This is a genomic window from Pseudoduganella sp. R-43, from assembly GCF_049913255.1.
Taxonomy (GTDB): Bacteria; Pseudomonadota; Gammaproteobacteria; order Burkholderiales; family Burkholderiaceae_D; genus Rugamonas.
In genome coordinates this window covers 2106478-2132150 of record NZ_CP183988.1, presented here as the reverse complement: position 1 = coordinate 2132150, position 25673 = coordinate 2106478, and the positions used below count along the sequence as shown (strand labels likewise).

Annotated in this window: 22 protein-coding genes; 12 read left to right on the top strand and 10 right to left on the bottom strand. The window is 61.8% G+C overall.

What is annotated here, in order from left to right; translation table 11 throughout:
- Positions 1-16: 16 nt before the first annotated feature.
- On the bottom strand, positions 17-1117 hold the full coding sequence (locus ACN9M3_RS09700; protein ID WP_426322099.1) for an RNA-guided endonuclease InsQ/TnpB family protein: 1101 nt from the start codon (positions 1115-1117) through the stop codon (positions 17-19).
- Between the two features lie 107 nt (positions 1118-1224).
- Here ACN9M3_RS09700 and ACN9M3_RS09695 point away from each other — a divergent pair, with 107 nt between their 5' ends.
- From ACN9M3_RS09695 to ACN9M3_RS09680, 4 genes are read left to right on the top strand one after another with little or no spacing between them, the layout of a single operon-like run.
- The gene (locus ACN9M3_RS09695) at positions 1225-1746 is read left to right on the top strand and encodes a hypothetical protein (RefSeq protein WP_426322097.1); all 522 of its coding nucleotides are present in this window, start codon (positions 1225-1227) and stop codon (positions 1744-1746) included.
- The gene (locus ACN9M3_RS09690; RefSeq protein WP_426322095.1) at positions 1747-2709 is read left to right on the top strand and encodes a hypothetical protein; all 963 of its coding nucleotides are present in this window, start codon (positions 1747-1749) and stop codon (positions 2707-2709) included. It abuts the gene before it with no gap.
- 24 nt (positions 2710-2733) lie between these two features.
- Positions 2734-3726 (top strand): hypothetical protein, encoded by a 993-nt coding sequence (locus tag ACN9M3_RS09685; protein ID WP_426322093.1) that lies wholly within the window; start codon positions 2734-2736, stop codon positions 3724-3726.
- A 6-nt stretch (positions 3727-3732) separates the two neighbouring features.
- A complete protein-coding gene (locus ACN9M3_RS09680) occupies positions 3733-4653 on the top strand; it encodes a hypothetical protein (RefSeq protein ID WP_426322091.1) in 921 nt (306 codons plus the stop codon).
- A gap of 27 nt (positions 4654-4680) precedes the next feature.
- On the opposite strand, the gene ACN9M3_RS09675 is transcribed toward ACN9M3_RS09680, so the two are convergent.
- Complete coding sequence (locus ACN9M3_RS09675) at positions 4681-5301, bottom strand: hypothetical protein (protein ID WP_426322089.1); 621 nt, start codon at positions 5299-5301, stop codon at positions 4681-4683.
- Between the two features lie 379 nt (positions 5302-5680).
- On the opposite strand from ACN9M3_RS09675, the gene ACN9M3_RS09670 reads away from it, so the two are divergent.
- The 5 genes from ACN9M3_RS09670 (at position 5681) to tssA (ending at position 13303) form a co-directional block, all read left to right on the top strand.
- Positions 5681-6520, top strand: coding sequence for a M15 family metallopeptidase (locus ACN9M3_RS09670; RefSeq protein WP_426170295.1), 840 nt, complete (start codon positions 5681-5683; stop codon positions 6518-6520).
- Between the two features lie 160 nt (positions 6521-6680).
- Positions 6681-10523 carry a type VI secretion system membrane subunit TssM gene (gene tssM / locus ACN9M3_RS09665; RefSeq protein ID WP_426323722.1) on the top strand — a complete coding sequence of 1281 codons (3843 nt, stop codon included), beginning with the start codon at positions 6681-6683 and terminating at the stop codon, positions 10521-10523.
- The gene (gene tagF, locus ACN9M3_RS09660) at positions 10520-11497 is read left to right on the top strand and encodes a type VI secretion system-associated protein TagF (protein WP_426170293.1); all 978 of its coding nucleotides are present in this window, start codon (positions 10520-10522) and stop codon (positions 11495-11497) included. The genes tssM and tagF overlap by 4 nt, the downstream gene beginning before the upstream one ends.
- Before the next feature lies 1 nt (position 11498).
- Entirely contained in the window at positions 11499-12248 is a 750-nt protein-coding gene (locus tag ACN9M3_RS09655) for an OmpA family protein (protein ID WP_426170292.1), read from the top strand.
- 14 nt (positions 12249-12262) lie between these two features.
- On the top strand, positions 12263-13303 hold the full coding sequence (gene tssA, locus ACN9M3_RS09650; protein ID WP_426322086.1) for a type VI secretion system protein TssA: 1041 nt from the start codon (positions 12263-12265) through the stop codon (positions 13301-13303).
- Here the strand turns inward: tssA and tssH are convergent, their stop codons facing one another.
- The 8 genes from tssH to ACN9M3_RS09610 are packed head-to-tail and all read right to left on the bottom strand — an operon-like array spanning position 13304 to position 22552.
- The gene (gene tssH, locus ACN9M3_RS09645) at positions 13304-15988 is read right to left on the bottom strand and encodes a type VI secretion system ATPase TssH (RefSeq protein WP_426170289.1); all 2685 of its coding nucleotides are present in this window, start codon (positions 15986-15988) and stop codon (positions 13304-13306) included.
- Between the two features lie 10 nt (positions 15989-15998).
- Positions 15999-17090, bottom strand: a complete 1092-nt coding sequence (tssG, locus tag ACN9M3_RS09640; RefSeq protein WP_426322083.1) for a type VI secretion system baseplate subunit TssG — start codon at positions 17088-17090, stop codon at positions 15999-16001.
- Positions 17054-18898, bottom strand: a complete 1845-nt coding sequence (tssF, locus tag ACN9M3_RS09635) for a type VI secretion system baseplate subunit TssF (RefSeq protein WP_426322081.1) — start codon at positions 18896-18898, stop codon at positions 17054-17056. The genes tssG and tssF overlap by 37 nt, the downstream gene beginning before the upstream one ends.
- Before the next feature lies 1 nt (position 18899).
- Positions 18900-19361 carry a type VI secretion system baseplate subunit TssE gene (tssE, locus tag ACN9M3_RS09630; RefSeq protein WP_426170283.1) on the bottom strand — a complete coding sequence of 154 codons (462 nt, stop codon included), beginning with the start codon at positions 19359-19361 and terminating at the stop codon, positions 18900-18902.
- A 41-nt stretch (positions 19362-19402) separates the two neighbouring features.
- Positions 19403-19894 carry an Hcp family type VI secretion system effector gene (locus ACN9M3_RS09625; protein ID WP_426170281.1) on the bottom strand — a complete coding sequence of 164 codons (492 nt, stop codon included), beginning with the start codon at positions 19892-19894 and terminating at the stop codon, positions 19403-19405.
- A gap of 30 nt (positions 19895-19924) precedes the next feature.
- Positions 19925-21406, bottom strand: coding sequence for a type VI secretion system contractile sheath large subunit (gene tssC, locus ACN9M3_RS09620; RefSeq protein WP_426170279.1), 1482 nt, complete (start codon positions 21404-21406; stop codon positions 19925-19927).
- 1 nt (position 21407) lies between these two features.
- The gene (tssB, locus tag ACN9M3_RS09615; RefSeq protein WP_426170277.1) at positions 21408-21911 is read right to left on the bottom strand and encodes a type VI secretion system contractile sheath small subunit; all 504 of its coding nucleotides are present in this window, start codon (positions 21909-21911) and stop codon (positions 21408-21410) included.
- Positions 21912-21937: 26 nt separating this feature from the next.
- Positions 21938-22552: a tetratricopeptide repeat protein gene (locus tag ACN9M3_RS09610; RefSeq protein ID WP_426170275.1), complete on the bottom strand. Its 615-nt coding sequence runs from the start codon at positions 22550-22552 to the stop codon at positions 21938-21940.
- A 204-nt stretch (positions 22553-22756) separates the two neighbouring features.
- Here ACN9M3_RS09610 and tssK point away from each other — a divergent pair, with 204 nt between their 5' ends.
- Genes tssK through ACN9M3_RS09595 form a run of 3 tightly spaced genes read left to right on the top strand, consistent with a single transcriptional unit; the run spans position 22757 to position 25663 of the window.
- Positions 22757-24097 carry a type VI secretion system baseplate subunit TssK gene (gene tssK, locus ACN9M3_RS09605; protein WP_426170274.1) on the top strand — a complete coding sequence of 447 codons (1341 nt, stop codon included), beginning with the start codon at positions 22757-22759 and terminating at the stop codon, positions 24095-24097.
- Between the two features lie 13 nt (positions 24098-24110).
- Positions 24111-24869, top strand: coding sequence for a type IVB secretion system protein IcmH/DotU (icmH, locus tag ACN9M3_RS09600; RefSeq protein WP_426322077.1), 759 nt, complete (start codon positions 24111-24113; stop codon positions 24867-24869).
- A 47-nt stretch (positions 24870-24916) separates the two neighbouring features.
- On the top strand, positions 24917-25663 hold the full coding sequence (locus ACN9M3_RS09595) for a hypothetical protein (protein WP_426322075.1): 747 nt from the start codon (positions 24917-24919) through the stop codon (positions 25661-25663).
- Positions 25664-25673 lie beyond the last annotated feature (10 nt).

Below are 25673 nucleotides of genomic sequence, written 5' to 3'. Positions count from 1 at the left end.
TGACGTCCCCCCCGCCCTAAAGGACGGGGATTCCTGCTTCCAGCGTCGCACGTCCGCGACGGAGAATGTTTAACGCAGCATTACGATCACGATCATGTACCACACCGCATTCGCTGCATTCCCACTCTCTTATTCCAAGGCCTGCGATACCTCTCGGTCCCCGCCTTGGCGCGCGAATGTGGCTTGGGGTTCCGCAATTCGAGCAGGTCTGGGTGGTAAAGCGTTCGTCTACTTCCACGTACCGTGCGCCATGCCTCATGGCCTTGTACGCCAGCATCTTGCGGAAGGACGACCAGCCTGCATCAAGCACGGACTTCGCCAGGCTGGTTTGGGCGAGTCCACTGGCATTCACATTGCCAACAGCGATATGGTCGAAAGCGCGGGCAAGCTCCACCGACCTGTTATGCAAGAAGTCCAGCCGTCGCCGCGCCGTGCGCGCCTGGATGGCTTTGATGCTGCGCCGCTTGTGGGCTCGCTGCGCTACCGCCAGCGCCGCTTCCGCCTCACGATAAAAGCCCGGCGCCGGAATCTTTTCTCCCTCGGACGGGGTAGCGAGATCCCTCAAGCCAAGATCGATACCGACACCGTGGTCGAGTGGCCGGACCGGCGGCTCGGCTACCTCGATCACAATATTGAGGAACCAGTTACCGCGGCTGGCAAAGCTTTTCACGGGGCCCGAATTGCTGCGCAATTCGTCTTGCGCAAAGCAACTGCCGTCCTTGATCTTCCCTTCAGGAAGCGGGCGAGAGTAGAACACGCGGAACGTATTACCTGCAAAGCGAAACGCGTTGCCTTCCCGATGCAGGTCGCGGCCTTTGAAAGGAATCCATCCCAAAGACTTCCGACCGCGGAAACGCAGATAGGGACGACGGTGTTGGGCACGCGATTTGGCGAACTGTTCGCATACGGCATTGATCACACCGGAGTGCAGTTCCAATTCTTTGCTGCTGCCGGTCGTGAGCTTGTTCAAGTCAAAGCCGGACAGCCAGGGGCGCTCAAACCGCAAGGCATCTTTCTGCCGGTCATTGCAGTAGTTCCAGACGAAATTCACCTTACGGGCTTGCAGATCAAGCAGCCCGTTTTTCGATTTCACACGGAAACGGTAGACGAGAATCATACTGTAATTTTATACAGTATTTCACAAATCTCAAGGAGAACGGCCGCGTTGCGGCCGGCTCCTTTCACTCCCCGCCCTGAAGGACGGGGTTTCTCGGAGCAAATCACATGAAAGCTCATCTCCTTGGCGCGCTGCTGCTCGCCATCGGCCTGCCGCTGCACGCGCAGCAATTCATCACCCCACAACGCGACATCACAAGCATTTCGACAAACGGCATGGAACTGCAAATGCTGTACACCGACATCGACAGGAACACGCCCCACACTTTGCGCGCCATTACCTTCTTCCGCGCCAATGACAAGGGTCCAGCACAGCAGATTCCCTTCGAAATCAAGAAGCGCTTCGTACCAGCGCTGCAACTGGAATCTGGCGCCGATTGCGCCATCAGCGGATTCCGCGCTTTCAAGACAAAGTCTGGCCTGCGTGTGGTTTATGCCGAGCGCGATGGCATGTGGGCAGACGAGCGCCGCGTGAACTTCACGGTGCTGGAATTGAAAAAGAATGATGATCCCGAGACGGTGGACGCACCGGCGCTGGCCTTCCGAGAGGTTGGCAAGGTCGCCAGCAAGCGCAATTTCTGTGACGTGAACGAAGCAATGTCCGCGGAAGCAGCCCGCCTGTTCAAGTAAATGATGCGCTTTACTGCAGCCCTGGTCGGCGCACTCTCAATTCAGGCAGCTTCCGGTTCTGACGTCAATGGCACCTGGAAGTATGCACGCAGCCTCGACCCTCTCCAGGTCATGGATTCACCGAAGCCCCCTGCAAATCCCTATCTGCAAATTGTTGACAATGGGGTCTGGGTGAATGAAAACTGCTCTGGAAAAGCGAACAAGGAGAGGTTCAACTATTCGGAAGCCTTCCAGCTGCTGTTAAGGAATGGCTTCAATGAAGCGAAATTGAAGGATTTCCTGAAGGGTCAGGCTTCATTCGACCTTGGCCCGAAGGCCGTCTACTTCAAATCCGACGTCGGTTCACCCATGTGCGGCGATGATTACAAACGGCTTCTGGTCCAGGACGACACCCTGCTCGTTCCTGTTGGCGGCGTTGTTCTTCGCGTTTACCGGCGCACGGGCGCCGGCCAGGGCAATTCGAATCCGCCCTCGACGATCGCGGACGGCCATCGATTCTCCCAGCTGCCTTACGATACCCTTGGCTTCTACAAGCTCTGTGCCGCCAACATCACTGGCCAGAGCGGCAAACCCAGTGCGACCACGAAGTGTGCCCCCGTCTATTACCCATATGTGGCAGATAGCGAAAGCAAGAACAGGCTCGCACAGCTAATTGGCAGTAATAATTACGAGAAACGAGGAGCACAGATGGCGCAAGACTACGCTCCTCCGTTTGCGAACAAGCTTCATCCCGTGTATACGGTTTTGCCGCTAATGAAAGACGTGACCGTGGTTCATGTGGAAGACCTCGAGCCGCAGAATGGAGAACGCGAAGTGATGTCCGGCGTATTCCTGTCGATCAAAGACGGCAAGGTGGTCGACCAGGTCAACGCCACGTGCGTCATGAATGAGAACTACATCTGCATGGCGGGCGAAACCAGGCAATACCAGCTTCAGCCGACAGGCAAGTTCAAGCACTTCTAACAAAAGCCCTGGATCGCCACGCGAATGAACCGGTTAACATCCTTCACTCTTCTTTACCTTCTGGCTCTCCTTCCCTGTTCTCATTCGTCTGCCGCGGACCTTTCCGGCACCTGGCGATTTGAAAAGGCCAGCGCTTACTACCGTCATCAGAAAACTGTTCGATCACCCGGCAAAAAGATACTCCAGATCGTCAACAATCGAACCAACTTTGATCCGCGTTGCTTAGGCACGTACCAGCGGAAAAAGTACTATTACAGCGAACTCTTTCAGTTGGCGCTTAAAGGAGGGGTAAGCGAGACTGCCCTGGGCGCCTTCATCAGGAAAGAGTTTGATGTTGCACTCCCCAAGAACGGTTTCTACTACCATCTGGAAGGCCCCTCGCAGGACTGCAGCGAAGAATTCGAAGATGTATTGGTTGACGGAGATAGATTGTTGGTCGCAGCCGGTGGCGAGACCTTTTATAGCTTTGTGCGCGCTGGAGGCATGGCCGCGAACAACGAAGCCCGCCAGCCCGAGTTAGCGGGACTCTCGCCATCTCACCTGCCGTTCGATGCCGAGATTTTTGCAAACCATTGCGAGAGCCATCTGGCCGGCCGCGGCGGAGGTTTGCGGGAAACCAGTCAATGCTCGCCGGTTTTCAACCCCTATATCGCCAGGAAAGAGAGCGCGAACTATATCGCGCAGCTTGTTGGCCACCACGACTATCGAAAAGGTGGCGCAAGTTTTGCCGATGACTACGCAACGCCTTTCTCACACGGCCTGCACCCGGTCTTTAACGTTCTCCCACCATTCAAAGGCATTGTCGTCGTTCGAGTGAACGACCTTGAGGCAGGCGAGAACAGAGGCCGCGATGTCATGGGTGGCGCTTACCTCTCCATTAAATCCGGAAAGGTCGTCGATCAGCTCAATGTACGCTGCAACCTCACTGAAGAATATATCTGCGTCGATGAGGACGGCAACCCGGAATACCAGCTTCTCGAAAGCGGTAAATTCAAGCGAATCAGACCAGCAAATTAATCAAACATGCGGCTTAAGACCACCCTGGCCTTCATCATTTCTGCCTGCTTCGCCAGCACAGGCTTCGCTTACGACTTCGAGAATGCAGTGCCATTGACGGTCGGCGTCCAGCTGGGCGAGACAAGGATCAACGACGTCCGGATTCGCCTGAACGGCCATGAGGTGGAACTGGCGCTCTCTTTTCACAACGCGACGAAGCATCCGCAGTATGCCGGTCTCTACGCCGCGACTCCCCTGTTCGAGTACCTTGGCGAAGGCGAAGCGTATGCAGACAAGACCTTCCGCGATCTGAAGGCGTTCCATGACGGCGCCCCATTGCGCGTAACGAGTACTCAACGGGCCTTCTTCCTCGGGCAGGACATCACCCCTGTCCTGCGCAAGGCTGGCCTTGGCCGGATTTACTCGAACGAGATCCATTGGAAAAAGCTCGAGAAGCTGCCGCTGCTACAGGGCATCCGCATCGACAACTGGCAAAGCCAGGTAACCTTCGGTTGGAGCGCGCGGATTGCGCCCGAATCAACTGGCGTTGAAAAGATCACGTATTCGGCATTGCCTCAGTTCGGGACTGAGAGTCTGGATTCCGACAACTTCTCGCAACTGGTTGAACAGCATTGCGGCGATCCCGAAATGCTGAAGGAGCTAGTCCACCGGGCCGCCCCGGAAGAAACGGGCGTGCTGGCAGAAGTCTTTCAATTCCCGCTGCCCTTCCTGAAAATGGAAAACGCGCATGTGACGATCGAGAAAGCAAGGCGCGGATGGCTGGACTCACGGCCGGTTGCCGTCCTGGCATGTGGCTATGACGGAGCACTCGGCCTTCCGTCGGAAGGCGCGATCCGGTCCGCCAACAATTCCCTCTCAATCCTGATGCTGTCGTTGCTGCCAAGCGCGCACTATGACGAAGGTCGCGCAATGCCGGCGACGAACTGAAGGGCCGCGCCTCCCAAGCTCAGGGCCTCACGCGCCCATCGCGGCCTTTTCAAGCTTGCTGCGGCTGTAAACGCGGCATTCGTTTTTCTTCCAGCGACCTTCGCAGACACGGAGACGGCAGCGGGCCGCATCCTGCTTGCCCTGCTTCTTGCATTGGTCGAGCGCCTTAGACAAGGACATGCGGGCGTTTGCTGAAGTGTCGTACTTGGCGTGGGCCACCAGCGCCGCCAGGAGCTGGACGTCATTCTCCTCTTCCGCGGATGGCTGCGTGGCTTCCTGCTCGGACTCCCTGGCTGGTTTTTCCTTGGCCGGCTTGCGTACCGCCTTTGCCGCAGCGGGCTTGCTTGCGGCCGGAGTCCCGCTTTCCAGCATCTGCTTCAGCGATTCCTTTGGCTTGCCGACGACAGGCGGCGGCGATTCATCGATGATGGCTGCGACTTGTGGCGCATTCAAGGCGCCTAGCGGCGAATTGTCTGCTGGCTGTGCGGGCTGCTCTGCTGCACCGGCAGGTGCGGCAGCAGGCGCGGTCGCTGCTGCGGATGCCGGCGCTGTTGCAGGCGCCGCTGCGGCAGCCACTGTTTCGGCAGCCGGTTCACTTCCGCCGAACGACACAAACGCCAGGGCGACGGCGATCAGCAGGACGCTCACGCCGCCGGCAATCCACAAGTGTTTGCGACGCGGAGCTTCCGCAGGCGGCGGCTCAAACGCTGCCGGCGAAGCTGGTTGATTCTCTAGAGCATTTTGCTGCTCGGCCGAAAGCAGGCTTGGACGGCCTGCCGGTTTCCGGGTTTCGTTGCTTGATGACAATGGATTACTCCTGGCAAAGGTTATCATTAATATACTTTATCCCAGGAAAAAGGTGCGCACTCTAGGGCAGACCGCCTTTAACGGGGGCGCGCACGATTGAAATCCAAGTAAAAGCAGATTATCAGAACTTCAAGATATACTTTCCCGCAATAATTTATTGCTAAGGCGACACGCGCCCGCGATGTTATCAAATTAGTAATTTAGATTCCAGAGGTCAATTGTGGTGTTCGTCGCTGTCGTGCTGTATTTCCTGCTGGCTTGCGCGCTGAGCTGGATGGTCCTGTTCCCTGCCGGGCGGGCCTATGTCTCGCGCCGCCTGGAGCTGGTGGGCAGCCGTTTCCAGCGCCGCGTGCAGAACATCGCGCGCCGCGGCGGCGAGCAGGCCGGTGCACTGGGTTCGGAATCGGCCTTGGCCATGCGCCAGGGCGGAAACTTCCTGCGCGAACACAAATGGACCGCGCTTGCGGCGCTGTTCATCATGCTGCTGCCGGCAGTCGTCGCCTGGATGGCCAGCAGCCGCACCATGGTGGGCGGCTTCGATGCGCCGGTGCGCGAAGCGAACCAGCAGGTATCGGAGCTGCTGCACGGTGAGCAGCTGGTGCCGCCGGCTCCCCTGCCTCCGATGCTGTTCATGACACCGGAAGTCGAAATCGTGCGCCCTGGCCTAGTGTCGGCAAGCCGCGACTGGGCCTTGCTGGATAAGGACTATTCGCAGCGCTTGCTGCAGGCGTTCCGCATCATGAAGGAGCGCCATGGCTACGACATGGCCATCCTGGAAGGCTACCGCAGTCCTGAGCGCCAGGACGCGCTGGCGGCGCAAGGCAGCAACGTGACCAATGCCAAGGCCTTCCAGAGCTGGCACCAATACGGCCTGGCCGCCGACTGCGCCTTCCTGCGCGACGGCAAGCTCGTGATCTCGGAGCGTGATCCATGGGCCATGCGCGGATACCAGCTGTTCGGTGAAGTGGCGGAAAGCCTGGGCCTGACCTGGGGCGGCCGCTGGAAGATGATGGATTTCGGCCACACGGAGTTGCGTGTGGACGGCGTGAGAAGGAAATAGGAATTCGGAATGCCTGGAGCACATTTACAAGACGCGGCGCCCTTGCGCTCACGCTGGCCAACAGCGCCCCACCCCAACGTTACGCCTTGCTGGCCGGCCGCACCCGGCCCCGGCAAATAAAGCGCAATCCCTTAGCTAACCTTGCAAGAGTAGAAAAATGATGCACAGAATCCGGGAAATCCTGACCTCGCGCACCGCCTTCCTTATCTACGGCTGGCTTGCCTTCGCGGCATTCCTGCTAGTGGCGGCGGTGCTGCTGGAATTGCCATACACCCTGGCCTTTGCCGTGCTGGCAGCCGCCCTGCTGCTTGGCATAATGGTCTGGTCGTGGCGTCGCTATCGCGCGCGCCGCGCCGCCACCCAGTTGGGCAGCATGCTGGAACAGCAGGCCGTCACAACGCCTGCCAAGGCCGAACCAGCGCCGCGCCACGAAACGGAAGCCCTGCGCAAGCGCATGCTCGATGCGATCCAGACCATCAAGACTTCCAAGCTGGGCCTGCGCTCCGGCAGCGCTGCCTTGTATGAGCTGCCCTGGTACATGATCATTGGTAATCCGGCCGCCGGCAAGAGCACGGCGATCGCCAATTCCGGCCTGCAGTTTCCGCTGGCCGGCAGCCGTATCGTGCAAGGCGTGGGCGGTACCCGTAACTGCGACTGGTTCTTCACCACCGACGGCATCCTGCTCGATACCGCCGGCCGCTATGCGGTCAACGACGAAGACCGCGCCGAATGGTTTGGCTTCCTCAACCTGCTGAAGAAGTACCGCAAGAAAGCACCGATCAACGGCATCATCATTGCCGTCAGCATCGCCGAGCTGACCGGCAAGCGCCCGGAATTCGCGATCGAACTGGCCAAGAACCTGCGCCAGCGCGTGCAGGAGCTGACCGAAAAGCTGGAAGTGCATGCGCCGGTCTACGTCGTCTTTACCAAGGCCGACCTGATCAACGGCTTCACCGACTTCTTCCACGATTCCGAAATCGGCGAACGCGACCGCGTCTGGGGCGCCACCCTGCCCTACCACAAGAACCAGCCGAACGAAGACCTGCTGCGCCAGTTCGATGCGCGCTTTGACGAGCTGTATGAAGGCCTGAAGGAAATGAGCCTGGCCAATATGGCCCTGCAATGGCGCGAACGCCTGCCGTCCGGCGTGTTCACATTCCCGCTGGAGTTCAACTCAGTCAAGGCGCCGCTGCGCACCTTCATCGCGACGCTGTTCGAAGAAAACCCCTTCCAGTTCAAGCCCGTGTTCCGCGGCTTCTACTTCACCAGCGCGCTGCAGGAAGGCGAAGGCGTCTCCGCCACCTCGCACCGCGTGGCGCAGCGTTTCGACCTGAGCCTGCAACGCGAAGAGCACCACGGCAGCGAACAGCAGCATGGCTACTTCCTGCTCAAGTTGTTCCGCAACGTGATCTTTGCGGACAAGAACCTGGTGGCGCAATACGCCAGCCCGGCAAAAGTGCGCATGCGCTATGCGGCCTTCTTCGGCGCGGTGGCGCTGAGCGGCTTGCTGCTGGGCGGCTGGAGCTGGTCCTACATGGGCAACCGCACCCTGGTGGCCAATGTGCAGGCCGATCTCGACAAAGTCGTGAAGCTGCAAAAGCAGCGCCCTGACCTGGCGGCACGCCTGGAGGCGCTGGAAATCCTGCAGGACCGTATCGAACAACTGGACCGCTTCCGCGACAACCGTCCACTGTCGGTCAGCCTGGGCCTGTACCAGGGTGCTTATCTGGAACGCAAGCTGCGCGAAGAATACTTCGCCGGCGTTCGTGAAGTGATGCTGAAACCCGTTGGCCAATCCCTGGAAACCTTCCTGGGCGAAGTCAATACCAATGCCGAGCGCCTGCAACCGCTGGCGCGCAATGCCGCGGCCACGCCGGCAGCCGCAGCGGCGCCTGCAGCGCCAGGCGCGACGCCAGGCACTGCGCCTGCAACGCCGGCGCCTGCCGTGGCACACGCCGGGCCGCAGCAGTTCAAGGACGCCTCACCAGAAAACGTGGAAGACGCCTACAACGCGCTGAAAACCTACCTGATGCTGGGTGATAAGTCGCGCGCCGAAGCGAGCCACCTGAACGACCAGCTGACCCGCTTCTGGCGCGTATGGCTGGAGTCGAATCGCGGGGCGATGCCGCGCGAGCAGATGATCCGCAGCGCCGAACGCCTGATCGCCTTCTACCTGTCCGAGATCAACGATCCTTCCTGGCCGACCGTCGAGAACCGCCTGGCGCTGGTCGACCAGTCGCGCAACACCCTGCGCGGCGTGGTGCGCGGCATGCCGGCGCGCGAACGCGTGTATGCGGACGTCAAGGCCCGCGCCTCGACCCGCTTCCCGTCCATGACCGTGGCTCGCATCGTTGGCGACCAGGACCGCGAACTGGTCGTGGGCAGCTATTCGATTTCGGGCGCCTACACCCGTGCCGCCTGGGAAGGCTATGTGCGCGACGCCTTCAAGGAAGCCGCCAACCACGAGCTGCAAAGCGCCGACTGGGTGCTGAAGACCGCCGCCAAGGACGACCTGACGCTGGAAGGCAGCCCTGAGCAGATCCAGAAAGCCCTGGTCGACCTGTACAAGAACGACTATGCCAAGGAATGGCAGAAATTCCTGCAGGGCGTGGCGATCAAGGACTTGAACGGCTTCGAAGCGGCGGCAACCGCGATGAATCGCCTGGGCGATCCGCAGACTTCGCCGATTTCCAAGCTGGTCACCACCGTGTACCAGGAAACCTCGTGGGATAACCCTACCCTGCTGGATAGCGGCCTGCAGCGTGCCCAGCGCGGCATCGGCGACTGGTTCCGCGAAACCATCCTGCGCCAGAAGCCTTCGCAGGTGAACATCAACCTGCCGGCAAATCCGCAAGGCCAGCCTGGCGCACCGCTGCCGCTCGGTCCTGTCGGCCGGGAATTCGCCGGCGTGGCGCAACTGGTGGTCGTCAAGGACAACAACGCGTCGCTGATGCGCGGCTATATGGATAGCCTGGGCAAGCTGCGCGCGCGCTTCAACCAGATCAAGAACCAGGGCGACCCGGGCCCCGGCGCCAAGCAGCTCATGCAGCAAACGCTGGATGGCAGCGGCTCCGAACTGGCCGACGCCCTGAAATATGTCGACGAGCAGATGCTGGTCGGCATGAGCGACCCGCAGAAGCAGGCCATCCGTCCGTTGCTGGTGCGCCCACTGATGCAAACCTTTGCTGTCATCGTGCAGCCGACCGAAGCCGAGATCAACAAGGTATGGGCGGCGCAGGTGCTGGAGCCGTTCCGCCGCGACCTGCAGACCAAGTATCCGTTCGCGGCCGAATCCAGGCAGGAAGCCAGCAATGCCGAAATCGGCCAGGTGTTCGGTCCAGAAGGCGCCGTGGCGAAATTCTTCAACACGACCATCGGCCCGCTGGTGGTGCGCCGCGGCGACTCCCTGAGCGCCAAGACCTGGGCCAATATGGGCATTACCCTCTCGCCTGCCGTCGCTACCGCCTTCCCGGGCTGGATTGCGCCGCTCAGTGCGAACGGCGTCGCCAACCAGGCCGCCAGCAGCGAGGAAGCGCAAACCCGCTTCGAACTGCAGACCGTGGCCGTGACGGGCGTCAGCGAATACACCATCGAGATCGATGGCCAGTCGGTACGCTGGAAAGGCCAGCAACAGCCGTGGGTGTCGATGGTTTGGCCTAACCCGCAAGGCGTGCCCGGTTCGCGCATTACCGCCTTCACGCCGGACGGCAGGAAGGTCGTGGTGCTGGAAGAGAATGGACACTTCGGCCTGAAGAAGATGATCGATGCGGCGCAGCGCAAGCGCCGTCCGGATGGCAGCTTTGAACTGAACTGGACCAACGGCGGCGTGACCGTGGCAGCCAACCTGCGCCTGTTGCCTTCGGCGCCTGCTCCGGTTGCAGCACCGGCCCAGGCCAGCCAGGGCTTCCGCAAGCTGCGCCTGCCTGACACCGTGGTTGGCGGTCCGGCCCCGGCCGGCGCCGGTGGCGAACCAGCCATTGCCGCCGCGGGAGGTGCGCAATGAGTCGCGCTGCTGCTATCGGTTACTTCGGCAAGATTCCGAGCCGGGCTGACTTCGTAAAAGGCGGCAGCGACCCGAAAGTGCTGCAGATGATGGACGACTGGATGGCGCGCTCGATGGACATGCTGAGCACCGACGCGCGCTGGAAACTGACCTACGACGCCGTGCAGCCGCTGCACTTTGCGCTGTTCGGGCCGCGCCGCCGCGCGGCGATCGCCGGCCATATCGCGGCCAGCAGCGACCAGTCCAGCCGCCGCTTTCCGTTCCTGATGGCCGGCAGCATCGACGTCGATGAACCGTCGTCTTTTGCCGCCAACAGCCCGCTGGTGCTGAACCGCCTGTGGAACCGCCTGGAAAACCTGAGCGGCGGCGTGCTGTCTGCCGAGGATGCGGCCGCGCCGCTGCAAGCCCTGAACGGCAACACCGTGGAACTGGACACCCATGCCAGCGCCTACGATGCCGCCTTTGCCGATTTCCTCGAACTGCAGACTGTCGGCGGCCTGGACGCCATGCTGGCGCAGGCCGGCTTCACCGGCAGCGTGCGCCAGGTGCTGCTGGCGCTTGGCATCCTGCTGCAACCGGTGATGGCAAGCAGCTCGAGCCGCCTGGAAAAGAGCCTGGTGCTGCCCCTGCCTACCGACCCGATCTACCGCTACCTGGTGGCGGCGTTCTGGATGCACGTGGTCACGCCATTCCTGGCGCGCGCCGACTTCGAGCTGTCGCTGTTCCTGACACGGCTGGATGACAAGCCGGTGCTGGTGCTCGGTTTCAGCGGCGCCTCGCCGCAAACCCTGCTCAGCATCATGGACCCGCAGGTCGGCGAAGGCCACCATATCGCCTTCGACGAGGTCAATTGGGTCGAGGACCAGGTGAATGAAGACCATGCGATCCAGAGGGTGTCGGCCTACCTCGCCAATCCCGGACTTTCCCTGAAATCTGCGCACGACTCGTTGCGTACTTCCTTTATTGGAAACTGATATGCGTTACCTTCCCCTCCTCCTGCTGTGCGCCGCCTTTGCGGCGCAGGCACAAGTACCCGGCCAGGTGGTCGCCAGCGGCACCGTGGCCGATGAAGCCAGCAAGGCTGCAGTATTGGCCAAGCTGCGCGAAGTCTATGGCGCCGACAAGGTGCTCGACCAGATCAACGTGGGCCAGGTCACCACGCCGGCCAACTGGAGCGATTACGTGCAAAAGCTCATTACGCCCGACCTGAAACAGGTCAGCCGCGGCCAGCTCAAGATCGACGGCACCACGGTTTCCGTGCGCGGCGAAGTCGCCAACGAAGCCCAGCGCCAGCGCATTGCCAGCGACTTTGCCACCCGGCTGAATCCTACCTATACCGTCACCAACGGCTTGCGCGTGTCGGCCGCCGACCAGGGCGTGCTCGATCGCACGCTGGCCAACCGCATCGTCGAGTTCGAAAGCGGCCAGGCCGTGCTGACGCCAACCGGCAGGGCCATCCTCGACGAAATGGGCGCCGCGATGCTGAAGCTCAAAGGCCAGAAGGTTGAAATCATCGGCCATACCGACAACGTGGGCCTGCGCGCCAGCAACCAGAACCTGTCGCAAGCGCGCGCCGAAGCAGTCCGCAACTACCTGACCGGCAAGGGCATTGCTGCCGAGACCCTGGTCGCTTCCGGCTCCGGCCCGGATCGCCCGATCGCCAGCAACGACACGGTCGAAGGCCGTGCACGCAACCGCCGTATTGAATTCCGCATGGCGCAGTAACCGAGGAGATATCCATGTTTAACGCAGAAACCTTGCTGGCGCCGATCTCGCCGGCACAACCGGCCGGCGACGACCTGTCCTTCTCCAGCGACTTCGACGCCATTGCGCAGGCGCGCCGCTTTGACGACCCTTCACTGGAGCAGGGCGAATGGGTCACCGAACTGAAAGAGGCCGACTGGGACTTCGTCGTCAAGCGCTGCAGCACCCTGCTGGGCGAAAAGAGCAAAGACCTGCGCGTGGCGGTCTGGCTGGCGGAAGCCGCGGCCAAGCAGCACCGCATGCAGGGCCTGGGCGAAGCCTTCCGCCTGCTGGCGGGCCTGATCCGTGAATTCTGGAACAACGGCTTGTATCCTGAGCCGGACGGCGACGATATGGAGCAGCGCGTCGGCAACCTGGCCTGGATCCTGGGCCGCACCCCCACCCTGCTGCGTGAAATGCCGCTGACCGAAGGCCAGGGCACGGCGTTTTCCGCCATCGACTTCGACATGGCCCGCAAGCAGGCCAGCCTGCCGGAGCATGCGCGCAATCCGGACTGGCCAAAACTGGCCGACATGGAGACGGCTCGCTCGCGCAATTCGCCGCGCTTCCGCGAACAATTCGCGACCGATGCGCGCTATTGCATGGATGCCCTGAAAGAACTGGAACAGGTGTCCGATGAATTCCTGGGCAATGACAGCCCCGGCTTTGCAGCAGCGCGCGATGCCGTGCAGGCCATGATCGACGCGATGCCGTCGCACGCCAGCCTGCCGGCCACGGTCGGCACGCCGCTTGGCACGGCTCCCGCCGGCGAGCAGATCATCATTGCGCAGCCGGTGGCCGGCGTTGCGCCGCAAGCGAGCGGCCCGATTGCTTCGCGCGCCCAGGCCATCACGCAACTGCGCGAGATCGCCAGCTTCTTCCGCCGCACCGAGCCGCACAGCCCCGTCTCGTACTTCGCGGACAAGGCCGCCGACGCCGGTGAGCAGGACCTGCACACCTGGCTGCGCAGCGTGGTGAAAGACTCCAACTCGCTGCAGCATATCGAGGAGATGCTGGGCATCTCCTCGTCCAACTGATCAGACTACGCTGTAGCTGAAATTCCCCTGCTGGTCGGCCGCTACTTCAATGCGGCCGATCGCACTGCCCTCCGCCATTTTCGCCAGCACCGCTTCCGCAATCTCAGGCAGCAAGGTGCCATTCAGGATATTGTCCACATTGCGGGCGCCGGAATCGACTTCGGTGCAACGCGCCAGCACGGCTTCGACCAGCGTATCGTCGTAATGGAAGGTCGCCTTGTGGTTGGCGGCCACGCGCTGGCCGATGCGGTCCAGCTTGAGCGTGATGATGCTGGCCAGGACATCGTCGCCCAGCGGGTAGTACGGCACCACTTTCAGGCGGCCAAGGAAGGCCGGCTTGAAGGCTTTCACCAGTTGCGGGCGGATCGCCGCTTCCAGTTCTTCCGGCGACGGCATTTCTTCCGCCTCCTTGTTCAGGCAAGCCTGCATCATGGTCGCCGAGCCGACGTTGGAGGTCAGGATGATGATGGTGTTGCGGAAGTCGATTTCGCGGCCTTCCGCGTCGTCCATCACGCCCTTGTCGAACACCTGGAAGAAGAGTTCCAGCACGTCCGGGTGGGCTTTTTCCACTTCATCGAGCAGCACCACGCTGTACGGGTTGCGGCGCACTGCCTCGGTCAGCACGCCGCCTTCGCCGTAGCCGACGTAGCCTGGCGGCGAGCCTTTCAGGCCGGAGACGCTGTGCGCTTCCTGGTACTCGCTCATATTGATGGTCACCATCTTGCGCTCGCCGCCGTACAGCGCGTCGGCCAGGGCCAGCGCGGTTTCGGTCTTGCCGATGCCGGACGGGCCGACGAACAGGAACACGCCCTTAGGCTTGTTCGGGTCGTCCAGGTTGGCGCGTGCCGTGCGCACGCGCTGCGCCACCGCTTCGATGGCGTGCGGCTGGCCGATCACGCGCTCTTCCAGCGCAGGGCGCAGCTTCAGCACGGCCTGGATTTCGTCTTTCACCATCTTGCCCAGCGGGATGCCGGTCCAGCCGGCAACGATTTCAGCCACCACGTTGCCGTCCACCTGCACCGGCACCATCGGCGCTTCGCCTTGCAGCGCGCGCAGCTCCTTGAGCATCGCCTGGATGTCGTGCGCCTGGCTCGCTGCGCCGCCGGCGCCGGCCTGCTGCGCAGATGCCGCCTCGACGCTGGCACGCGCCTCGCCGATCTGCGCTGCCAGCGCCTTCTCCTGCTCCCAGCGCGCTTGCAGTGCAGCCAGTTCTTCCTGTGCCACGCTGCGCAGGCCAGCCAGTTCCTGGAGGCGCTCTTCATGCGCCCCACCGGCCGCCAGTTCGCGCTCCAGCGCGCCCGTCTCAGCTGCCATGCGCTCCAGGCGGCGCTGCAGCGACTCGATCAGCGCCGGCGTGGCGCTCTGGCCCAGCGCCACTTTGGCGCAGGCGGTATCGAGCACGCTGATTGCCTTGTCCGGCAGCTGGCGACCCATGATGTAGCGATGCGACAGGCGCACTGCCTCGGTGATCGCTTCGTCGAAGATGCGCACATTGAAATGCTGCTCCATCAGCGGAGCCATGCCGCGCAGCATGGCGCAAGCCAGTTCCTCGCTCGGCTCCTCGACCTTGATCACCTGGAAGCGGCGTGCCAGCGCGGCATCCTTCTCGAAGTACTTCTTGTACTCGCCCCAGGTGGTCGCCGCGATGGTGCGCAGTTCGCCACGCGCCAGCGCCGGCTTGAGCAGGTTCGCCGCATCGTTCTGGCCGGCCTGGCCGCCTGCACCGATCATGGTGTGCGCCTCGTCGATGAAGAGGATGATCGGCGTCGGGCTCTTGCGCACTTCGTCGATCACGTTCTTCAGGCGGTTCTCGAATTCGCCCTTGACGCTGGCGCCGGCCTGCAGCAGGCCCATGTCCAGGGTGTGGATCGCCACGCCCTTCAGCACGTCCGGCACGTCGCCCTGGGCAATGCGCAGGGCCAGGCCTTCCACCACGGCAGTCTTGCCGACGCCGGCCTCGCCGGTCAGGATCGGGTTGTTCTGGCGGCGGCGCATCAGGATGTCGATGGCCTGGCGGATTTCCGCATCGCGGCCAATCACAGGATCGACCTTGCCGGCGCGTGCGCGTTCGGTCAGGTTGGTGGTGAACTGGTCCAGCGCCGGGGTCTTGCCTGCGGGCTGCTGCATTTCGCCGACCGGATCGCCGCCCAGGTCGCCGTCGCCGCCCGCGCCCGCGGCGCGCGTGGCGGCCGCCGCCTCGGCTTCTTCCGAATTGGCGGTCAGCTTGTCCAGGTGGTGCTTGATATCGTCGGCCTCAAAGCGATGGAACAGGGCCGAGCTGCGGTAAGCCAGCTGCGACAGTTCGGGATCCGTCAGCATGGCCTGCAGCAGGTGGCCGCTGCGGATGAAGACTTGCTGGCCGGCCTGCAGGTCGAGCGAGGCGATCAGCCAGGCGTGCTCGAACAGCTTCGGCAGGCGCGCCGAAAACACCGGGGTGCGCGCATTGCCGCTGCGGAAGCGCGCGATCTCGGCCTGCAGGTCGGCCTGCAGGCGGCTGGTGTCGACTTCAAAATGGCGCGCCAGGGCCACCATGTCGCTGCGCGGGTTCTCCAGCAATGCGAGCAGCAGGTGTTCCTGGTCTACTTCATACTGGCCAAGGCCAACGCAGATGCTGGCCGCGCGGGTGGCCGCATTGCGGCAAGTGTCATTCAGTTTCCCGATCAGGGTTTTCAGGTTGATGCTCATCGAGCGGTCCTCACATTGTTAATCCATGGATGAAGTAGCGGACATCGGTGCGGTCTTCGCTTGCACCCTCGTCCGGTATGAAACTGTCCCAGCCCAGCCGCGCGCCGGCGCCAAGCGACGCCCCGGAGACGTCTTCGGCGCGCAGCACCAGGCAGATTTCGTATTCCAGCGTGACCCCGGTAAACATCGACAGCAGCTTTTCCAGGGCACGCGCAGCAGTACCACCGGGCAGGAAAGCATCGAAATCTGTGCGCCGCAGCGGGCCGATGGTCAGGCGCATGCGCAAGTCGCGCTGCCAGACGCGCGAGCCGATCATGGCGGTGGCGCCCAGTTGCGCCTGCACGCCGCCCAGCATGGTCTGCTGCAGCGCCGGCACCTCGCACCAGCAGCCGACAAACTGCGTTGCCTTGATATCGACGCGGAAGTATTCGCCCAGCACGCGCGCCATGGTCGATGCCGAAGCCGGACGTTGGCGCAGCGCCGTGGCAAAGTAAGCCAGCGACTCGTCGCGCACCGCACCGGAAGCCTGGGCTTCGCGGCCCGACAGCCTTTGCGTCAGCCCCTTGTTGCCAAGCCCGCCCAGCGCCAGCAGCAGCGGCAGGAACCTGTCCTGCCCATCGACCTGGTATTTGAGCTCCAGCCGGTACTTGCACCAGGCTTCGTAGAAAAGCGACAGCGAGCGGGTCGAAAACGCATCGAGGAAGGCGCGCGGCCCCTCGTCCTTCGCGTACAGCTGGTGCGCCGCAATGGATTCCGTGTAATGCGCCGGCAACGCTCCCGAGCTGCCCAGGAAGCCCATGAAATTGGGCGTCATGCGCAGGTAGCGCAGCTGCTTGCTCTGCAAGGCATCCGCCAGCGCCGGCGCGGTAGGCAGGATCTCGCGCGGCTCCGGATGCAGCGTTTCGAGCTGGCTGGCCGGGAAGCGCAGCGTCACCGAGTTCTGGAAGCGCATGAAGTTGGCGATCGCGCCCTCCTGCGCCACGCCGTTGCGGCGCAGCCATAGCTCCACCATCCGCACCGCCTGGAAGAACTGGAAGCGGAACGGCTCGGCGAACAGGCGCTCGATTACAGCAGGCTCAAATCGCCGCTTCGCGGTGTGCATCGCAGCAGCTCCTCCCCAGTCCTCTCGGCCACGACGACCAGTTGCGTAAAGCTGTTGGCATGCACGTACAGGCCCAGGAAACGTTCAATCACCTGGGCGAAGGCATGGATGCCGCTGCCGACGAAAGCTTCTTCGTCGATCGTCAGCCGCACTTCCATGCCGCGCACCACGCAGGCGAACGGGTTTCCCGCCAGCCAGGCGTTGGCCGGCTTGTATTCCACCGATTCCAGCCCGCGAATCTGGCGCTGGGTCGCCGCCGAGCGCGGCAAGTCGTACAGTCCCAGCATTTCCTGGAAAGCCTGCAGGCCGCCGCCCGACAGCGACAGGTGGTTCAGCGACAGGTGCGACACCAGGCGCCAGTGCGCCCCATGTCCGCGCTCGAAGCGCTGGGAAGGCGTCGGCTTGCGCAGGAAGCTGATGCTGCGTACGCTGGAGCCGCCTTCCAGGAACAAGTCGCCGCCTCGCAGGCCATAGGCCAGCGATGCCGGCAAGTCGCGGTTGGTGCAAGTCAGTTGAAGGCTCAGGGTATCCGTTTCCACCTCCGCCGGATCGAAGTCGATGTCGACAACAGTGATCTCGGTCTCATAGCCGGGGCTCTTGTGCGCCATCTGTTCATCGCGCCGCATCACCCAGTAATGGCCATGCTTTTCCGGCGTCTCGCCGTGGCGCAGCGAGTAGAACGGCCGGAACTCGACGATCGATTCGCCCTGCGGGGTCTGGCGCACCATGCGCACCGCGTCGATGGAGTAAACCTCGTAGGCATAGGCGCGGCGCGCATCGGCCAGCACTGGATAGCTGGCAGCCGTATGCGAAATGCGAATCGGCTCGCCGCGCTGGTGGAACAGGTTGACCACAGGGGTACAGCCCAGCAGCAGGTTGTTGGTCGACAGCGTCGCCAGCATGCGCGCCACATGCGAATCGGGACGGATGCCGTTCATGGCGATGTGCAGCGTCAGGCGCTTGGTGCCGATCGGCAGCAGCGCACACAGGGCAGCGAGGTCGATATCGAAGAAATTGAACTTCTCGGGGAAGCAGAAATACTCGGTCAGCAGGCGGTAAGCCTGGTGCGAGCGCGCCGAAAAATCAATCAGCGCATCTTCCTCCTCGAAGCCTGCGGCCGCGACGGGAATGCGCGCCAGCGGCAGCCAGCGGCCGTCGCCATCGCACTCGACCCAGGCTTTGGCGCTGCGCATGAACAGCGCATCGCGCAGGGCGGCGCAGAACGAGGGTTCGCCGTCGATGAAGACGCGCAGGCTCGATACGCCCATCGCAGGCAGGCCAATCTGCTCGGACACCGAATCGATCGTGATCGCCAGGCCGGCGCCGGCGCCCGGAGGCAGTTGCACCGATTCCGGCGAGGCCAGCGCCGCGGTGAACGAGGCGTGGCTCAGCACAAGGGGCGCTACCGTCACCGGATAGGAAGTGCGGAAAGTGCATGCGACGCCGTTGACGGGCCGCGTGTTGAGCACCGTTCCGCGCGCAATCTCGCTGGCCGCCGTCAACTGGGCGGCGGTGGTGGCATAGTCCATGCGCGCGATCGAGCAGGACGGGAATGGGCGCAGGTAGTGCGGATAAAGCACCTCGAACAGTGCTTCGGTAAATTCGGGGTAATCGTCGTCCAGGCGCTTCGACACGCGCGAATTCAGCAGCGCGAAGGACTGGATCATGCGTTCGATATGCGGGTCTTCGCATACCTCGCCGCCAATCAGCAGGCGGCCAGCAATCTTGGGATAGCGCTCGGCGAATTCGCGTGCATAGCGCCGCAGGAAACCCAGTTCGCGCTCGTAATACGGCAGTAACTCTTCCAAATCATGCTCCCGGCAGCGCGCGGCGTGCCTTGCTAATCGTGTATTGCAGGCTGGATGGCTGCAGGACCGCGTCGAAGTTGACCGGCTCCTGTGCCGCGTGCAGCACCAGCAGCGCCGTAATGGCGAAATTCAGGCGGTCGATGCCGCCCTCTTGCATTTCAAGTGAGGCTCGTACATTGCGCAGGCGCGGCTCATGCCGTGCAATGGCACGTTCCAGCCCCTGGCAAATGGCAGCGCGGTCGTCCGGGCTCGCCAACGACATGCCGGCGAAATCGTTCAGCCCATAGCTGACGATGGAACGACCGCACTCCGGAAAGCGTTTGAGCAGATGCTCAGGGATGACGGTTCGGGTATTCAGCAATGCTTCCAGGTCGCGCGCGACGGAGTCCTTCATCTCGTCGAGCGACATGCGGTAGACGGCCGCACTGCCGGAGCCATCACCAGGCTGGAGCAACCGGTCCATCAGCCCCGGCGCAAATCCCCTTACCGTCATTCAGTCCCCGCTTAAGCTACTTTATTGGTCGACAGGTCCCAGCCGCCGGAGGTGTTGCCGCCGGTGCCGCCGTTGACTTTCTGCTGGGTGTACTTCCACTTGACTTTGGAGTATTTCAGCGAAACGTCTTCGCCCAGGATGTCGCCCTGGCGAACTTCTGGAGCGACGCTGGAGATCAGCACGTTTTCCAGTTCGATTTCGAAGTACTTGACGCGGTCGCCCTGGCCGTCAGCACGCATGAATTCGATTTTCGCTTTTGGCAGGGTTTTGCCCGAGGAGCAATTCTGCAGCAGCAGTGGCGAAGCCAGGTCGGCCAGCTTGTTGATGACGATATCGCGGTGCTCGGTGCGTTCCGCGGTATGGCCGCCGCCAGTAGATGCGGTGGCCGACTTTGGCTGCAGGACTTCCCACTGGACGGATTTGACTTCGATCCAATCCTTGTGGGCGGTATCGGTGGACTCGCCTTTGATACCGTCGATTTGCAGGTAAACGTCGATTGCCATGGTATTCCTTTCTGTGTTTAAAGATAAAAATTACGACTTGGTCGATTGCGGCAGCTCCGCGACCAAACGGAGTGAAACGGACAGCTCGTCGAGCTGGAAGTGGGGACGCAGGAAGGACACAGCGCGATACACGCCTGGACGGCCAGGCACTTCAGACACTTGCACGTTAGCTTCACGCAGTGGGAACTGCGCTTTTTGCTCTTGGCTGGCGTTGTCGTCCAACAGCACGTACTGGGTCAGCCAGCGGTTCAGGTAATCCTCCACGTTCGAAGCAGCCGCGAAGCTGCCGATCTTGTCGCGCATCATGGCCTTCATATAGTGGGCGATTCGCGATACGGCGAAGATGTACTGCAGCTGGGCCGACAGCACGGCGTTGGCGTTGGCAGCGTCGGTGTTGTACTTGCGCGCTTTCTGCGCGGACTGCGCGCCGAAGAAGGCCGCGTAGTCGGTATTCTTGCAATGCACCAGCGAGATGAAGCCAAGGTCGCTCAGCTCTTTCTCGCGGCGGTCGGTAATGGCGATTTCGGTCGGGCATTTCAGCGCGACTTCGCCTTCGTCGGTCTTGAAGGTGTGGGTTGGCAGGTCTTCCACCAGGCCGCCGCCTTCCACGCCGCGGATGGCCGCGCACCAGCCGAAGTCCTCGAAAGCGCGGGTCAGACGCACGCCGAAGGCGTAGGCGGCGTTACACCACAGGTATTTCTCGTGGTCGGTGCCGTCCACGTCTTCCACGTAGTTGAAGCCTTCCACCGTGGCGCCATCGGCCGGGTTGAACGGCAGGCGGCCCAGGAAGCGCGGCAAGGTCAGGCCGACGTAGCGCGAATCCTCGGATTCGCGGAACGACTTCCACTTGGCGTATTCCACGGTGTCGAAGACTTTCGACAGGTCGCGCGGCTTGCCCAGGTCGGCGTAGGTCTCCAGGCCGAACAGCTCGGGCGAAGCGGAGCTGATGAAAGGCGCGTGCGCGGCAGCCGCCACGTGCGACATCTGCTCGATGAAGTACATGTCTTCCGGCTGGCGGGTGATTTCGAAATCGCCCAGCAAGGCGCCGAACGGGGCGCCGCCGAAGGTGCCGAATTCCTCTTCGTAGACCTTCTTGAACATGGAGCTCTGGTCGAATTCCAGCGCGCCCTGGAAGTCCTTGACCAGCTCCTTCTTGGTCGCGTTCAGCATCTTGATCTTCAGGCCGGTGCTGGTCGCGGTGTTCTTGACCAGGTAATGCAGGCCGGTCCAGCTGCTTTCCAGCTTCTGGAATTCCGGTGCGTGCATGATGACCGACAGTTGCGAGGAGATCAGGCGATCGAGTTCCGCCACGCGGGCGTCGATGGTGGCGGCCAGGTTATCCGACACCACCACGGTGCCGGCCATGACCTGCTGCGCTAGTTCGGAGATGATGTCTTTCGCACGTGCGTGCTCGCTGGTCGACTTGGCGACCTTGCTCTGCTCGACGATCTGGTCGAGCAGGTTTACTTCTGCGGTGGCCAGTGCACCGGCGGCGTTCAATTGTGCCGACATCTCATTCTCCTTGTTCAGGCTTCTGGCCCAACTCGGCCAGTTTCTCGGTGCTGCGCAAAACGTCGTTCAGCAAGTCTTCCAGCTTGTCATTGCCGGCCAGCTTGTTGCGCAGGTCGGCCAGCTTGTTGCGCGCTTCCAGCAACTGGCGCAGCGGCTCCACCTGCTCCACCACCGACTCCGGACGGAAGTCGGAAATGGCCTTGAATTTCAGGTCGACGCCGAACTGGCCTTCGCCGCCCAGCTCATTCGGCACGCGGAAGGCAGCGCGCGGTTCCACGCCCTTCATCACTTCGTCGAAGTTGTCGCGGTCGATGTTGACGAAGCTGCGATCCTTCAGGCGCTTCTTCTCCACCTCGGAATTGCCGCCGAAATCGCCGACAACCCCCATCACAAAGGGCAGTTCCTTGTTTTCGATTGCGTCGCCGATTTCCACGTCATAGGTCATCTGGACCCGTGGCGGACGGATTTTCTGCAGGCGCTTCTGGACGCTTTCGTTCTTGGACATGGCTTCTCCTTCTTTGGACTTGGTGGTTATTTCAGTGCGCCGAATGGGTCGGCGCTAGGGGTCGATGCAGGCGTCCGGGCAGATTGGGCCCTGGTCCGGACGGCATTGGCAGCGGCATTGGCGGTGTTGTTGCTGCGCGCCTGCGGCTTTTTATCGGTATTTGGCACCAGCACGGTTTCGCCCAGGCTCTCGCGCAGCAGCTTGGCCAGGTCCTGGGATTCGGTACGGATCGAACCGGACAGGTTGTTCTGGCGGCTCAGGTCACCCAGGGCACGGGTGGACAGGCGCAGGCCGGAAATGGCGATGATGCTGTTGGCCAGCTGGTCGGATGGATCGCGCACCAGGATCTCCTGGGCGCTCACGATCGCTTCGCCATATTGCCCTGCGTCATAGCGGGACTGGGCGATGTTCACCCATGGCGACTTATCGGCAGGGTAGGCGTTGGCAGTTTCCTTCCACAGGGTGATGGCCTGCTCTTGTTTACCGGCCACTTTGGCTTCGGTAGCCCGGGCCAGCATGTCTTCCAGCTTCGGTTTTACCGGAACGGCAACTTTAGCGGTATCCATGGTCTGGCAGGCAGACAGGGAAGCAGCGATTGCTGCGATGCACAAAATACGGGAGATAACAGTGATTTTCTTCATAACTAACCTCATCGAACGGACAAATAGCTTTTTTACAATAATTGCGTCGGACGAACGTTAGCAGAAAAAAAATATTACCTACGCACAATTGAATCTCACCAATTTCCACATCCCCGCGCACGATTGAGCCTTTTAATACAGGCTTTCTCAGGAAGTGTTATTGTTCTGGCACTTACCAGAAAACAATTATCAGAAGGATCACAGATGGCCAGCAAGGTGTTATGGGGCGAAGGTCTGTTTTTGCGCCCTCAGCATTTCCAGCAGCAGGACCGCTATCACGAGCACCGATTGCATCGCAGCGTAAAAGCCGTGCATCCGTATGCGTGGGGCGTCGATCGCCTGTCGATCGACATGGAAGCCCTGGCGCATAACACGCTGCGCCTGCTCGAACTGTCGCTGGTATTGCCGGATGGCGAATTGATTGAAGCGCCGGGCCATGACAACCTGCCGGAAGCGATCGACCTGGGCCAGCTCGCGCAATCGCAGCACAGCGTGACCTGGTACGCCGCCCTGCCCGTGTTCAAGCATTTCGGCGGCAATTTCGCGCAAGCCGGCCAGCCCGCGAATGGCGCCCGCTTCTCGCAAGCGAATGCCGAGACGCCCGACCTGTACACCCAGGCTGCGCAAGCCGAACTGGCCTACCTGAAAAAATCCCTGCGCCTGGTGTCCGATGCCGAACCGCGCGAAGGCTATGTGTGCCTGCCGTTGCTGCGCCTGCGCCGCCTGTCCACCGGCGGCTTCGAACTCGATCCGAGCTTCGTGCCGCCAAGCCTGACCATTCGCACCGCCCAGCCCTTGTTCCTGCAACTGCGCCGCCTGCTCGATGCGCTGCAGGCCAAGGTCAATGCGCTGTACGGCCACCATCGCGAGCCTAGCCGCAACGTGATCGAATTCCGCAGCGGCGACATGTCCACTTTCTGGCTGCTGCATACCGCCAGCACCGCCTTCGCTTCGCTGTCGCACTACTACCATAACCCCGAGCTGCATCCGGAACGCCTGTACGAACAGCTGCTGTCGCTGGCGGGCGCGCTGATGACGTACTCGCGCAGCTGGTCGCTGTCGGACTTGCCGCCTTATCGCCACGACGATCCGGGGCCCGCGTTTTCGCAGCTTTACATGATCGTGCGCGAACTGCTGGATACCGTGATTTCCTCGCGCTACTTTGCCATCGCCCTGTCGCAGCCGAAGCCGGCTCACCACCGCGGCATGCTCGATTCCGGCAAGATCAGCGAAGACACCACCTTCTACCTGGCTGTCGGCGCCGAGATGCCGGCCGTCGAACTGGTGGAAGTCGTGCCGTTGCGCTTCAAGGTCGGCGCACCGGACGACGTCGAAAAGCTGGTGCTCTCCGCCATGCCTGGCGTGCGGCTGGCACATGCGCCGCAAGTCCCGGCCGCGGTGCCGGTGCGCCCGGACACCTGCTACTTCACCCTGGACTCCAAAGGCCCGTTGTACGAGCGCATGCTGCAGGCCCAGTCCATCGAAATCTATGCCCCGGCCGGCATGCGCGAATTGAGACTTGAATTGATTGCCGTGAACTCCTGAATCAGAGCAGAACATGAACACCATCGCCCCACCTTCACTTATCGCCGACCCAGTTGCCGCACCGGCCGCCAGCGGCTCCTTGCTGGACATGATGTACGACGGCTTCTACGCCCTCTTCATGCTGAAAAACGGCAGCGCGCCGCAGGACCACGCCGAGTTCCAGTCGCGCATGACGCGCTTCCTCGACGACTTCGGCCGCAATGCGCGCAAGAAGAACGCCTCTGCCGACGATATCGACGCCGCCAAGTACGCCTTCTGCGCCGCGGTCGACGAGATCATCCTTCGCTCCCACTTTTCCATCCGCGATGCGTGGGAACTGAAGCCGCTGCAACTGACCCTGTTCGGCGACCAGCTCGCCGGCGAAAACTTCTTCAACCGCCTGGATGCGCTGCGCACCCGCAGCAGCGAGCACGTGGAAGCGCTGGAGGTGTTCCATATGTGCCTGCTGCTTGGCTTCCAGGGCCGTTACATCCTGGAAGGCTCGGAAAAGCTGGGCTACCTGACCAGCCGCCTGGGCGACGAAATCGCCCACATGAAGGGCCGCCGTCCCGGCTTCGCGCCGCACGCCGAACGTCCCGACCAGGTCATGCACAAGCTGCGCAGCGACCTGCCGCTGTGGGTGCTGTGCTCCGTGTTCGCATTGATTTCCGCGCTGGCGTATATCGGCTTGCGCACTTCGCTGTCCAGCCATACGGCGCAGCAAGTGAGCGCCTATAACGACGTCGTGCGCATGGCGCCGCGACAAGCCCACGTCACGATTACCCTGCCGTAATGCACTTGCTGCCGGGACGGCCTGTCCCGGCAAGGCCGCCTGCTTCAATGAAGAGAATCCTGTTCGCCCTCATCCTGCCATTCGCCTGCTGCGCCGCCATTGCCAACCCCGCGGATAAATCTCAGCGCGAAAGCGAAGCGATGAGCGAACGCATCAAGCAAGGTGATAACGATAAGCAGCGATGGGCACGTATCTCGCTTTATTCGGATGCGGAGGCCCCTGAAGACTTGGCTATGCCGCTGATCAAGGACGTCGGATTGTGGATGAAACTTGATCCGTCGCGCGGCCATCTTGAATTCAGCTCCAAAGGAAGCGTCCAAGTCTTCGCCATCGCTGCAGCGCGCAATGCGAGGCGCACGGTCTGCGCCAAGTACAACTTACGTGTAATCGATGCATCGGCAAAACATGCCCTGCTGCGACGCGTTTGCAACGAATACGAATATCGTCCTAATCACTTTTTAGCCAGCGTCGACTACTTCATTTACGACGCAGAGACGGCCTCGATGCGTGCGATTTGGCATAACGAGGTCACGAATCAAGGCGCGCCGCTGCCCGTTGCAAAACCGGTTCCAGTATTACGCTCGCTTCCAAACGGTTACCGATTTGACTGGAAATCCGAACGCATAGGCAACAATTCGGAAGGACCTGCGGAAATCCACACGAGCTACTTGCGAAATGGCGCAGGCAATCTGACCTGCATCGATAACGCCGCAACTGAAGGCAAAGGCACTGAGGCCGGCTATTGTGAGGGGGAGCGGCCGCCTCTCGTCACGTCGAGACATATCAACGACTAAACTTGCGAGT